This is a genomic window from Sphingomonas sp. CFBP 13706, assembly GCF_014842355.1.
GTDB classification, from domain to species: domain Bacteria; phylum Pseudomonadota; class Alphaproteobacteria; order Sphingomonadales; family Sphingomonadaceae; genus Sphingomonas; species Sphingomonas aerolata.
Window position 1 is genome coordinate 265223 of record NZ_JACYVM010000002.1, and the last position, 13765, is coordinate 278987.

Annotated in this window: 5 protein-coding genes, 1 tRNA gene and 1 pseudogene; 3 read left to right on the plus strand and 4 right to left on the minus strand. The window is 64.3% G+C overall.

The window, feature by feature from the left end; all coding sequences use genetic code 11:
• Positions 1-72: 72 nt before the first annotated feature.
• Positions 73-146: transfer RNA gene (locus IFS44_RS04605), tRNA-Gly, on the plus strand.
• Positions 147-241: 95 nt separating this feature from the next.
• Here the strand turns inward: IFS44_RS04605 and IFS44_RS04610 are convergent.
• The gene (locus tag IFS44_RS04610) at positions 242-1864 is read right to left on the minus strand and encodes an OFA family MFS transporter (protein ID WP_197977762.1); all 1623 of its coding nucleotides are present in this window, start codon (positions 1862-1864) and stop codon (positions 242-244) included.
• 123 nt (positions 1865-1987) lie between these two features.
• On the minus strand, positions 1988-2662 hold the full coding sequence (locus IFS44_RS04615) for a fumarylacetoacetate hydrolase family protein (protein WP_192097681.1): 675 nt from the start codon (positions 2660-2662) through the stop codon (positions 1988-1990).
• Between the two features lie 141 nt (positions 2663-2803).
• On the opposite strand from IFS44_RS04615, the gene IFS44_RS04620 reads away from it, so the two are divergent.
• Positions 2804-3895, plus strand: coding sequence for a catalase family protein (locus IFS44_RS04620; protein WP_192097682.1), 1092 nt, complete (start codon positions 2804-2806; stop codon positions 3893-3895).
• A gap of 1 nt (position 3896) precedes the next feature.
• Entirely contained in the window at positions 3897-4661 is a 765-nt protein-coding gene (locus IFS44_RS04625) for a metallophosphoesterase family protein (RefSeq protein ID WP_192097683.1), read from the plus strand.
• 59 nt (positions 4662-4720) lie between these two features.
• On the opposite strand, the pseudogene rpoC reads toward IFS44_RS04625, so the two are convergent.
• Both rpoC and rpoB read right to left on the minus strand, forming a co-directional pair.
• Positions 4721-8985, minus strand: a pseudogene (gene rpoC / locus IFS44_RS04630) (DNA-directed RNA polymerase subunit beta'); the annotation flags it as partial.
• Between the two features lie 199 nt (positions 8986-9184).
• Positions 9185-13366: a DNA-directed RNA polymerase subunit beta gene (gene rpoB / locus IFS44_RS04635; protein WP_192097684.1), complete on the minus strand. Its 4182-nt coding sequence runs from the start codon at positions 13364-13366 to the stop codon at positions 9185-9187.
• Positions 13367-13765: the final 399 nt, after the last annotated feature.

Consider the following 13765-nt stretch of genomic DNA (forward strand, 5'->3'; position numbering starts at 1 on the left):
CGAGCCGATAGACGCTCGCCATCGCATCGCGACCGCCGGCGCCCATCCGCCGCACGGACGCACAGTCGATATGCGGGTGTAGCTCAATGGTAGAGCTTTTGCTTCCCAAGCAAGTGACGAGGGTTCGATTCCCTTCACCCGCTCCACGCCGACACCGTCGGCGCCAACGCAAATCCCATTCCACGCCGACCACCGGGTCGCAATCGCCTGTCCGGCGATGCGACCGCGGTGTCGCGTTCGGTCACTTGATCAGAATGACCGCCTTCGACAGCGTCATGTAGATCCCCCAGAGGATCGGCACGCCCACCGCCAGCCAAGCGAGGATGACGGTCGACCGCGATCCGCCGCGATGCTGTGCGCTGGTGGTGGCCGTCGTGGCGTCGACGGCAGTCGTCGACGCCACGCCCTCGGTGACCGGCATGTGGAAGCGGCTTGCCACCGGCTTGACGAACAGGTTGGCGACGAAGCCGACCACGAGCATCGCCGCGAGCATCAGGAAGATCGGCTGATAGACCTGATCGCGCGGGATCCCTGCGGCGATCCGGCCGTCGCGCATGTTGGCGACGAGCAGCGGCCCGACAACGCCCGCGGTCGACCAGGCGGTCAGCAGCCGGCCGTGGATCGCACCGACGAACTTCGTCCCGAATATGTCCGCCAGATAGGCGGGCACGGTCGCGAAGCCGCCGCCATAAGTGGAGGCGAGGATACAGAAGACGAGGATGAAGAGACCGAGGCTGCTGCCGGCGAGTGCCGGGGCGGCGATACCGTAGAGCACAGCGCTGATCGCCAGGATCACCGCGTAGAGCGGCTTGCGACCCAGACGATCGGAGAACCACGCCCAGAAGAAGCGGCCACCGATGTTGAACAGGCTGATCGCGCCGACGAACCCGGCGCCGACCGCGGCCGCGGCGACCTTCTGGCTGTCGCTGAATGCGGTGAAGAGCACGCCCGGCGCGCCGATCAGGCGACCGCCGAAGATCTCCTGGAGCATCGGCGAGGCGACACCGATGATGCCGATCGACGCGGACACGTTGAGCAGCAGGACGATCCAGATGAGCCAGAATTGCGGCGTCTTGTGCGCATCCTTCAGATCGACGTTGAACCGGCTGATCGTTGCCTTGGCATCGGTCGGCGGGGTCCAGCCGGCGGGCTTCCAGCCCTCGGCAGGGACGCGGTAGCCGAGCGCGCCGGCCATCATGAACACGAAGTAGATGACCGCGAGGACGAGGAACGTCTGCCAGACGCCGACGCCGGTCGGGCCGGAGAAGTGCTTCATCAAGGAGTTGGCGAGCGGGCTGCCGATCATCGCGCCGCCGCCAAAGCCCATGATCGCCATGCCCGTCGCCATGCCGCGCCGGTCGGGAAACCATTTGATCAGCGTCGAGACGGGCGAGATATAGCCGAGACCCAGACCGATGCCGCCGATCACGCCCGAACCGAGCCAGATGAGCCACAACTGGTGCATCGAGACGCCGATCGCGCCGATCCCCATCCCGCCGCACCAGCAGAAGGCGGCGACGACGCCGGCCTTGCGCGGACCGGCGCGTTCGAGCCAGCCGCCCCAGATCGCCGCGGCGGCGCCGAGGACGACGAAGAAGAGCGTGTAGGTCCAGACGAGGTCGCTGACCCGCCAGTCGCAGGTCGTGGTCGTCAGCGCCTGGGCCAGCGTCATGCTTTCGCAGACCACCGGATCAGTGATCCCGATCGCGCGCGACAGCGGCAGCCAGAACACGCTGAAGCCATAGGCCATGCCGATGCACAGATGGATGGCGAGCGCGCAGGGCGGCACCAGCCAGCGATCAAAGCCCGGCCCTGCTACCGTCCGTGCCCGGTCGAGCAGCCCGCCGGTTGATCCATCCGCCATCATCATCCCCTTTTTATGAAGGGGATGCATGCGGGCGGGCGGCGACAAAGGAAAGCCGACTAAGGTCGGGGACGACTATATTTATACAAAAACATCGCCCCCGCCACGTCGATCAGGGGTCGATCAGGCGTCGAACAGGATCTCGAGCGGCTCGAGATCGGTGATCGTCGCGCGAACCTGTGCCTCGGGCAGGATCGGCCCGACGCCCGCGGGGGTGCCGGTGAAGATCAGATCGCCGGGGGCGAGTTCGACCTGACGCGACAGCGCGGCGATCACTTCGGCAACCGACCAGATCATCATCGACAGGTCGCCCGACTGGCGCGGTTCGCCGTCGATCGTCAGCCCGATCGCACCCGTTTCGGGCGGCGCGCCGGGGGTGAGCGCGCCGATCGGGGCGGACCGGTCGAACCCCTTGGCCATGTCCCATGGCCGCCCGGCCGCCTTGGCCACCGCCTGCAGGTCGCGCCGCGTCAGGTCGATACCGACCGCATGACCGAAGATCTTCGCCGTCGCCGCCGTCGCATCGATGTCCCGTCCGCCTGCGCCCAGCGCGACGACCAGTTCGACCTCGTGATGCAGATCCTGCGTCATGCTCGGATAGGGCAGGGTGCCGCCACCGGGCACGACGGCATCGGCGGGCTTGGAGAAGAAGAAGGGCTGCTGCCGATCGGGATCCGACCCCATTTCGCGCGCGTGGTCGGCGTAATTCTGCCCGACGCAGAAGATCCGGCGGACCGGAAACCGCGCCGCGGATCCGACGATCGCGATCGTGGGGGCGGTGACGACGGGAATCTGCATCGGTTTCTCCTTCGATGGGCGCCGACCGCGTGGACCGGGGCGCGGTGCTTTGCAACAGCGTGCGGGATCGTACCGATCGCCCGGGCAGCGGGAACGTCGCGGAGTTCGGCGGGTTTGGATCGGAAACGACAGGAGATCCGCATGTCCACCCAGCCCGTACGATTCGCCCCCTCGGTCGAAACCATCGCCGACGACGAGGCCGAGACGCTGGCATCGCTCAAGGACAGCTTTCGCGAGATCCTAGAGACCACGTCGCAGGACTATGCGCATGCCGTGCGCGCGGTTCATGCCAAGGCGCATGGCATCGCGCGCGGCACGCTGACCATCGCTGACGGCCTGCCCGAAACGCTCGCGCAGGGCATTTTCGCACAGCCGGGGCGTCATGAGGCGGTGCTGCGCATCTCGACGAACGCGGGCGACATTCTCGATGACAGCGTCAGCCTGCCGCGGGGCGTCGCGCTGAAGATCCTGGATGTCCAGGGCGATCGCCTGCCGGGCTCGGAAGGCGAGACGACGCAGGATTTCATCATGGTCAACGCGCCGGTCTTTGCGGCACCCGATCCCAAGGCGTTCTCGATGAACCTCAAGCTGCTCGCCAAGACGACCGACCGGTTCGACGGTGTGAAGAAGGCGATGTCGGCGACCTTCCGCGTCGTCGAATCCGCACTGGAGGCGGTCGGGGCGGAGTCTGCGACGCTGAAGACGCTCGGCGGTGCTAAACCCGTTCACCCGCTTGGCGAGACCTATTTCTCGCAGACGCCGCTGCGCTATGGCGACTATATCGCCAAGGTCGCGCTGTTCCCGGTCTCGCCCGCGCTGACGCGCCTGACCGGCGATACGGTCGACATCACCGCGCGCCCCGATGCGCTGCGCGAGGTCGTGCGCGAGCAGCTGATCGAGCATGGCGGTGTCTGGGAACTGCGCGTCCAGTTGAACACCGATCTCGACGCGATGCCGATCGAAGATGCGACGGTGGAATGGGATCAGCAGGCGAGCCCGTTCGTCACGGTCGCCACGCTCGAGGTGGCGCCACAAATCTCCTGGGAGCACGGCGTGACCGATCATACCGACGATGCGCTGGCGTATAGCGTGTGGCACGGCGTGGTCGACCATCAGCCGCTGGGCGGCGTCAATCGCGTCCGCAAGGAAACCTATGAGCTCTCGGCGGGATTCCGCGGGACGTTCAACGGGTGTCCGATGCACCAGCCCAAGACGCTGGCCGAACTTGCCTGACATGTCAGATGTTTCAGGACGCTCGCACACGCTGTTTCACGTCAGCGACGTTCATTTCGGGGCGGAGGATCCGGCAGCGCTCGCCTGGTTCTCCGCCTGTGTCGCGGCGGAGCGGCCCGATGCGGTGATCATGACCGGCGATCTGACAATGCGCGCCACGAAGGAGGAGTTCCAGCGTGGCGGCGACTGGTTGCGCAGCCTTGGCGTGCCTGTCACGCTCGAGGTCGGCAATCACGACATCCCCTATTATTGGGACCCGTTCCGCAGGTTCTTCTCGCCCTATCAGCGTTATGCCGCGGTTGAGTCGATGATCGAGAAGCCCCTGGAACTGCCCGGGATCACGATCGTCCCGCTCAAGACGACGGCCCGCGCGCAGTGGCGCTGGAACTGGTCGAAGGGGCGTGTCAGCCCGGGGTCGCTGTCGCGCGCGCTGGCGATGATCGAGGATGTACCGCAGGATCACTTGGTCTTCGTTGCCGCGCACCATCCGCTGATCGAAGGCGGCACGACCGGGACAGCAAAGACCCGCCATGGTGACAGCGCATTGACCGCACTGGCCGATGCGGGAGCGCATGCCGTGCTGTCAGGTCATGTCCACGATCCCTTCGACATTCCCGTCGAACGCAGCGGCCGGGAGATCCGCATGATCGGTGCCGGCACCCTGTCCAAGCGGACGCGCGGCAGTCCGCCCGCGTTCAACGAGCTGCGCGTCACCGGCCAGCAGCTCCGGACGATCCCGCGAACGATGGGCGAAGGCACCGGCTGACCCACCGAGGCGCGCGGTTCGACCCGTTCGCCCCGCCAGTCGCCAGAAACGACAAAGGNTCGCCGGCATCCGCATCGGTGCCGGTGCCCGAGGTCACGACTTCGCCAAGCGCGTCGTCCCCCGTGCCGCCGGAATCGCGCGGCGAGCGGGCGAGTTCGGCGTCATGCTCTTCCTTCGCCGACTTCGGCGCGATGATCGAGGCTTCGGCCATCTTGCGCTGGGCGACGCGCATCGAGGCATCGCGGCTGTTCGCCACGACCCGCAGGCGGTTGAGACCTGCGCCGGTGCCTGCCGGGATGAGCCGGCCGACGATCACGTTCTCCTTCAGGCCCATCAGCATGTCCTGCTTACCCTGGACCGCGGCCTCAGTGAGGACGCGGGTGGTCTCCTGGAACGATGCCGCCGAGATGAAGCTGCGGGTCTGCAGCGACGCCTTGGTGATACCGAGCAGGATGGGCTTGCCCTGTGCACGGGTCTGCTTCTTGTCGAGCTTCTCGTTCGTCGCGTCCATTTCCTCGCGATCGACCTGCTCGCCCTTCAGCAGCGTGGTGTCGCCGCCATCGGTGATCTCGACCTTCTGCAGCATCTGACGAACGATCGTCTCGATGTGCTTGTCGTTGATCTTCACGCCCTGGAGTCGATAGACCTCCTGGATTTCCGACACGAGATACTCGGCGAGGGGCTCGATACCCATCGTCTCGAGGATGTCATGCGGATCGGGCGAGCCGCCGATCAGGTTGTCGCCGCGCTTGACGTAATCGCCTTCCTGCACGTCGATGACCTTCGACTTCGGCACCAGATACTCGACGACGTCGCCGCCATCCTCGGGCTGGATGCCGATCTTGCGCTTCGCCTTGTAATCCTTGCCGAACACGACGCGGCCCGAGATCTTGGCGATGATCGCCGAGTCCTTGGGGATACGCGCCTCGAACAGCTCGGCAACGCGCGGCAGACCACCGGTGATGTCGCGCGTCTTGGCGCTCTCGCGGCTGACGCGGGCCACGACGTCGCCGCCGAACACCTGTGCGCCATCCTCGACCGACAGCGTCGCACCGATCGCCAGCATGTAGCGGCCGGTCTCGCCCGACGTCTCGTCGAGCAGGGTCATGCGCGGACGCAGATCCTCCTTCGACTTCGTCGCTGCACGATATTCGATCACGACGCGCTGGGCGATGCCCGTGGCTTCGTCGGTCTGCTCGGTGAGCGTCTTGCCCTCAATCAGGTCGACATACTTGATCGTGCCCGGGTTCTCCGTGATCACCGGCATGGTGAACGGATCCCACTCGGCCATCCGGTCGCCGCGCGACACGATGTGGCCATCGTCGAACAGCACGTACGCACCGTAAGGGATACGATCGACCGAGAGCTCGCGGCCGTCCATGTCGACGATCGCGATTTCACCCGAGCGGCTGAGCACCACGCGACGGCCACGCTGGTCGACGATGATACGCAGATCGCGGAACTGCACCGTACCGTCGGCATGCGCCTCGAGGTTCGACGTCTCGTTGAGCTGCGCTGCACCACCGATGTGGAACGTACGCATCGTCAGCTGCGTGCCCGGCTCACCGATCGACTGCGCGGCGATGACGCCGACAGCTTCACCGATGTTCACCGGCGTACCGCGGGCGAGATCGCGCCCGTAGCACTTGCCGCAGACGCCGATCTTGGATTCGCAGACCAGCGGGCTGCGGATCTTGCACGACTGCGTGCCGAGGCCTTCGATCGTCGTGATCATCGGCTCGTCGAGCAGCGTGCCCGACGGGATGATGACCTTGCCGGTCTTCGGATCGGTGATGTCCTCCGCGGTCGTACGACCGAGGATGCGCTCGCCGAGGCTTGCGATCGTCGAACCACCCTGAAGGATCGCCTTCATTTCGAGTGCGCGCGTGGTGCCGCAATCCGGTTCGATGATGACGCAATCCTGCGACACGTCGACCAGACGACGCGTGAGGTACCCCGAGTTCGCCGTCTTCAATGCCGTATCCGCAAGGCCCTTACGAGCGCCGTGGGTCGAGTTGAAGTACTCAAGGACGGTCAGGCCTTCCTTGAAGTTCGAGATGATCGGCGTCTCGATGATCTCGCCCGACGGCTTGGCCATTAGGCCACGCATACCGGCAAGCTGCTTGATCTGCGCCTGCGAACCACGAGCACCCGAATGGGCCATCATGTAGATCGAGTTGATCGGCTTTTCACGGCCGGTCTCCGTATCGACCTTCACCGCACGGATCTCGTCCATCATGGCGTTCGCGACCTGGTCGCCGCAACGGCTCCAGGCGTCGATCACCTTGTTGTACTTCTCCTGCTGCGTGATCAGACCGTCCTGATACTGCTGCTCGAAGTCCTTCACGAGCGCCTTGGTGTCGTCGACCAGACCGACCTTGGCATCCGGAATGATCATGTCGTCCTTGCCGAACGAGATGCCGGCGCGGAACGCGTGACGGAAGCCGAGCGTCATGATCGCATCGGCGAACAGCACGGTCTCCTTCTGGCCGGTGTGACGATAGACCTCGTCGATCACGTCGCCCACGTCCTTCTTGGTGAGCAGGCGGTTGACGGTGTCGAACGGCACCTTGTGGCTGTGCGGCAGGCACTCGCCGAGCAGCATGCGGCCCGGCGTCGTCTCATAGCGCTTGAGATACTGCTTGCCGTTCTCATCGGTCTGCGGAACGCGGCTGATGATCTTGCTGTGCAGCGTCACGGCCTGGGCGTTCAGCGCCTGATGCACTTCGGCCATGTCGCCGAGCAGCATGCCCTGGCCCGGCTCGTTCTCCTTCATCATCGACAGATAATAGAGACCCAGCACCATGTCCTGCGACGGCACGATGATCGGCTTGCCGTTGGCGGGCGACAGGATGTTGTTCGTCGACATCATCAGGACGCGCGCTTCCAGCTGCGCTTCGAGCGACAGCGGGACGTGGACGGCCATCTGATCGCCGTCGAAATCGGCGTTGAACGCGGAACAGACCAGCGGGTGAAGCTGGATCGCCTTACCCTCGATCAGCACCGGCTCGAACGCCTGGATGCCGAGACGGTGAAGCGTCGGCGCACGGTTCAGCATGACCGGATGCTCGCGGATCACCTCGTCCAGGATGTCCCAGACTTCCTTGCGCTCCTTCTCGACCCACTTCTTCGCCTGCTTCAGCGTCATGCTGAGGCCCTTGGCGTCGAGGCGTGCGTAGATGAACGGCTTGAACAGCTCGAGCGCCATCTTCTTCGGCAGGCCGCACTGGTGAAGCTTGAGCTCAGGCCCGGTCACGATGACCGAACGACCCGAGTAATCGACGCGCTTGCCGAGAAGGTTCTGGCGGAAGCGGCCCTGCTTGCCCTTGAGCATGTCGGACAGCGACTTGAGCGGACGCTTGTTGGCGCCCGTGATCGTGCGACCGCGGCGACCATTGTCGAACAGTGCGTCGACGGCCTCCTGCAGCATGCGCTTCTCGTTGCGGACGATGATGTCCGGCGCGCGAAGCTCCATCAGGCGCTTCAGGCGGTTGTTGCGGTTGATCACGCGGCGATACAGATCGTTCAGATCCGACGTCGCGAAACGACCACCGTCCAGCGGCACCAGCGGGCGCAGCTCGGGCGGGATGACCGGAACGACCTCGAGGATCATCCATTCGGGGCGGTTGCCCGAATCGATGAAGCTCTCGACGACCTTCAGCCGCTTGATGATCTTCTTGGGCTTCAGCTCCGACTTGGTGACCGCGAGCTCTTCGAGCAGCGTGGTACGCTCACCCTCGAGATCGAGCGACTCCAGCATGATGCGGACTGCCTCGGCGCCGATACCGGCCGAGAACGCGTCCTCGCCATACTGGTCCTGCGCGTCGAGGAGCTCGTCCTCGGTCATCAACTGGTACTTTTCGAGCGGGGTCAGGCCCGGCTCGATGACGATGTACGCCTCGAAGTACAGCACGCGCTCGAGCTGCTTCAGCTGCATGTCGAGCAGCAGGCCGATGCGCGACGGCAGCGATTTCAGGAACCAGATGTGCGCGACCGGGGCGGCGAGCTCGATATGGCCCATCCGCTCGCGGCGGACCTTCGAGACGGTAACCTCGACGCCGCACTTCTCGCAGACGATGCCCTTGTACTTCATGCGCTTGTACTTGCCGCACAGGCACTCGTAATCCTTGATCGGACCGAAGATGCGCGCGCAGAACAGGCCGTCACGCTCGGGCTTGAACGTGCGATAGTTGATGGTCTCGGGCTTCTTGATCTCGCCGAACGACCAGCTGCGGATCTTGTCCGGCGATGCGATGCCGATCTGGATCTGGTCGAACGTCTCGGCCTTGGCGACCGGATTGGCGAAGGGGGTCATTTCGTTCATATATTGATCCTTCCAACTCCCCTCCCGCGAGCGGGAGGGGAAGGGGCCCAAGCTCTTGCTTGGGAAGGGGTGGGCACCCGGTTCGATCTTGGCGCTCCATCACCGGCCGGGAGCCCACCCCCGGCCCCTCCCGGAAGGGCCCCATCAAAGTATTACTTTGATGGGAACCCGTCGCGGGAGGGGAGCTAGTTCAACCGCGTTACTCCGCCGCGATCTGGATGCCGTCGCTGTCGAAGCCGGGCTCCGACTGCTTCAGGTCCACATTCAGGCCCAGCGAGCGCATTTCCTTGACGAGCACGTTGAAGCTCTCCGGAATGCCCGCCTCGAACGTGTCGTCACCCTTGACGATCGCCTCGTAGACCTTGGTGCGGCCGACCACGTCGTCCGACTTCACCGTGAGCATTTCCTGCAAGGTGTACGCCGCGCCGTAGGCCTGGAGTGCCCAGACCTCCATCTCGCCGAAGCGCTGACCACCGAACTGCGCCTTACCACCCAGCGGCTGCTGCGTGACGAGCGAGTATGGCCCGATCGACCGTGCGTGGATCTTGTCGTCGACCAGATGGTGGAGCTTGAGCATGTAGATGTACCCAACCGTCACCTTGCGATCGAACTTGTCGCCGGTACGTCCGTCGAACAGGTCCGACTGGCCCGACGGGTCGAGACCCGCCAGCTCCAGCATCGCCGACACGTCCGCCTCGCGCGCACCATCGAACACCGGCGTCGCCATCGGCACGCCGCCCTTCAGGTTCTTGGCCAGCTCGATGATCTCGTCACCCGAACGGGCGTCGATCTCGTCGTGATACTGCTCACCATAGACCGTCTTGAGACGATCGCGGACCGCCTCCGGCATCGCTCCGGCCTTGGCCTCCGGATTCTCTTCGCGCCAGGTTTCGAGCGCGTGAGTGATCTGCTGACCCAGACCGCGTGCGGCCCAGCCCAGATGCGTCTCGAAGATCTGCCCGACGTTCATGCGCGACGGCACGCCCAGCGGGTTGAGCACGATATCGACCGGCGTCCCGTCGGCGAGGAACGGCATGTCCTCCGCCGGCAGAATGCGGCTGATGACGCCCTTGTTCCCGTGACGGCCGGCCATCTTGTCGCCCGGCTGCAGCTTGCGCTTCACCGCGACGAACACCTTTACCATCTTCAGCACGCCCGGCGACAGCTCGTCACCACGCTCCAGCTTCTCGCGACGATCGTGGAACTTGTCCGTGATCAGCTTGGCGGCATCGTCATACTGGATCTTGACCGCTTCCAGATCGCTCTGGATCTTGTCGTCGGCGACCGCGAACTTCCACCACTCGTGGCGGTCGACGCTGTCGAGCAGATCCATGTCGATCACGACGCCCTTCTTGACGCCCTTGGGCGCCGAGGTGGCCGTCTGGTCGAGCAGCATCTCGCGAAGACGCGACCAGGTCGCACGGTTCAGGATCGAACGCTCGTCGTCGGAATCCTTCTTCAAGCGCTCGATCTCCTCGCGCTCGATCGCCATCGCGCGCTCGTCCTTGTCGATGCCGTGGCGGTTGAAGACGCGAACGTCGACGACCGTACCCGACACGCCCGGCGGCAGGCGAAGCGACGTGTCGCGCACGTCGCTGGCCTTCTCGCCGAAGATCGCACGGAGAAGCTTCTCCTCCGGCGTCATCGGCGATTCACCCTTCGGCGTGATCTTGCCGGCGAGAATATCGCCCGGCTCGACCTCTGCACCGATGTAGACGATGCCCGCTTCGTCGAGGTTGCGCAGCGCTTCCTCGCCGACGTTCGGGATGTCGCGCGTGATATCCTCAGGCCCGAGCTTCGTGTCGCGGGCCATCACCTCGAACTCGTCGATATGGATCGACGTGAACACGTCGTCCTTCACGATCCGCTCGGAGATCAGGATCGAATCCTCGTAGTTGTAGCCGTTCCACGGCATGAACGCGACGAGGCTGTTGCGACCCAGCGCCAGCTCGCCGAACTCGGTCGACGGACCGTCGGCGAGCACGTCGCCGGCACGGACCACGTCGCCCACCTTTACCAGCGGACGCTGGTTGATGCAGGTCGACTGGTTCGAACGCTGGAACTTCATCAGCGTGTAGATGTCGACGCCCGACTTGCCGGCATCGATCTCGCCGGTTGCCCGGATCACGATACGCGCCGCGTCAACCTGGTCGACGATGCCCGCACGCTTGGCCGAGATGGCTGCACCCGAGTCACGCGCGACCGTCTCTTCCATGCCGGTGCCGACGAACGGCGCCTCGGCCTGGACGAGCGGCACGGCCTGACGCTGCATGTTCGAGCCCATCAGCGCGCGGTTGGCGTCATCGTTTTCCAGGAACGGAATAAGCGATGCGGCGACCGAGACGAGCTGCTTCGGGCTGACGTCCATCAGCGTGATGTTGTCGGGCAGCGCCATCAGGAATTCGCCAGCCTGACGCGACGAGACGAGCTCCTCGGTGAAGCCGCCATCACCGGTCAGATCGGCGTTGGCCTGCGCGATCGTGTGCTTAGCCTCTTCCATCGCCGACAGGTACACGACGTCGTCGGTCACCTTGTGGTCGACGACCTTGCGGTACGGGGTCTCGATGAAGCCGTACTTGTTGACGCGCGAGAACGACGCGAGGCTGTTGATCAGACCGATGTTCGGGCCTTCCGGCGTCTCGATCGGGCAGATGCGGCCATAATGCGTCGGGTGAACGTCGCGGACTTCGAAGCCGGCGCGCTCACGCGTCAGACCACCTGGTCCAAGTGCCGACACACGACGCTTGTGGGTAACTTCCGACAGCGGGTTGGTCTGATCCATGAACTGCGACAGCTGCGACGAGCCGAAGAATTCGCGGACCGCGGCAACCGCAGGCTTCGCGTTGATCAGGTCGTTCGGCATGACCGTCGACACGTCGACCGACGACATGCGCTCCTTCACGGCGCGCTCCATGCGGAGCAGGCCGACGCGATACTGGTTCTCGAGCAGCTCGCCGACCGAACGGACACGACGGTTACCGAGGTTGTCGATATCATCGATCTCGCCCTTGCCGTCCTTGAGGTTCACGAGCGTCTTGATGACCTCAAGAATGTCCTCGGTGCGCAGCGTCGTGACGGTGTCCTCGACGTCGAGGTCGAGACGCATGTTGAGCTTCACACGGCCCACGGCCGACAGGTCGTAGCGATCCGGATCGAAGAACAGACCCGAGAACAGCGCCTCGGCCGTCTCCAGCGTCGGGGGCTCGCCGGGGCGCATCACGCGGTAGATGTCGGACAGCGCCTGCTCGCGCTCTTCGGCCTTGTCGACCTTGAGCGTGTTGCGGATCCAAGGACCCGTTGCGACGTGATCGATGTCGAGCAGGTCGAGGCGCTCTATGCCTGCCTGGTCGAGCAGCTCGAGGTTCTCGGCGGTCACTTCGTCACCGGCTTCGATGTAGATGCGGCCGGTCGACTCGTCGATCAGGTCGTATGCCGAATAGCGGCCGAAGATTTCCTCGGTCGGAATCAGCAGGTCGGTGAGACCATCCTTGAACGCCTTGTTCGCGGCGCGCGGGGAGATCTTCTGGCCGTTCGGGAACACGACTTCGCCGGTCTTCGCATCGACGATGTCGAACATCGGCTTCTGGCCACGCCAGTTCTCGACCTGGAACGGAACGATCCAGCCACCCTGGCCGCGGACGAACGTCACGCGGTTGTAGAAGTAGTTGAGGATCTCTTCCGACGTCATGCCGAGCGCATAGAGCAGCGCCGTGACCGGCAGCTTGCGCTTGCGATCGATGCGGACGTTGACGATGTCCTTGGCATCGAACTCGAAATCGAGCCACGAGCCGCGATACGGAATGACGCGCGCTGCGAACAGATACTTGCCCGATGCGTGCGTCTTGCCGCGATCGTGGTCAAACAGGACGCCCGGCGAACGGTGCATCTGGCTGACGATGACGCGCTCGGTGCCGTTGATGAAGAAGGTGCCGTTCTCGGTCATGAGCGGCATGTCGCCCATGTACACGTCCTGCTCCTTGATATCGATGACCGACTTGGCCTCGGTATCGGGATCGACCTCGAACGCAGTCAGACGCAGCGTGACGCGCATCGGCGCGGCATAGGTGATCCCGCGCTGGCGGCATTCCTCGACGTCGAACTTCGGCGGCTCAAGGACGTAATCGTCGAAATCGAGATAGGCGGTGCCGGCGAAATCCTGGATCGGGAATACGCTGCGCAGCGTCTTCTCGAGGCCCGAGACATGGCCGATCGACTTGTCGGAGCGCAGGAACTGCTCGTAGCTCTCGCGCTGAACCTCGATCAGGTTCGGCATCTGCACGACTTCGTGGATGTTGCCGAAGACCTTGCGGATGCGACGCTTTGCGGTGCCGCCGTCGCGACGCTGCTTGGCAGCGCCCTCGTTGATCGCCTTGGAAGCCATAGGTTATTTGCCCTCAATAAACTGACGGGTCAGCCGTAATTTCGTGCCCGGGAACCCCCGGACGGGGCGTGCAGTAACGCAAAAAGGCCGCGCGCAATCACATGCGGCGGCTTTCGGCGAATGAAACCCCGGCATCCAATACGATCGACATGCTGCGCGACGGCCTGTCATTTCCCGGATGCTGTGGTGAGTGGCTTATATAGGACGGTGGCCGGCGCTTGTCAAAGCGGTCCGGTCTCGCGCTGAAAATGTCGAAGACGGGATGCCCTTGCGGCCAGGAAAGCGCGGCGCAGTGGCTCGTGGAAAAATATTTGTAATAAAATCACAATGCCACGCAACGGCTTATTGGGCGACGAGCGACCTGGCGCGGACGCGACGCTGTTCGCGGGGATGACAGTC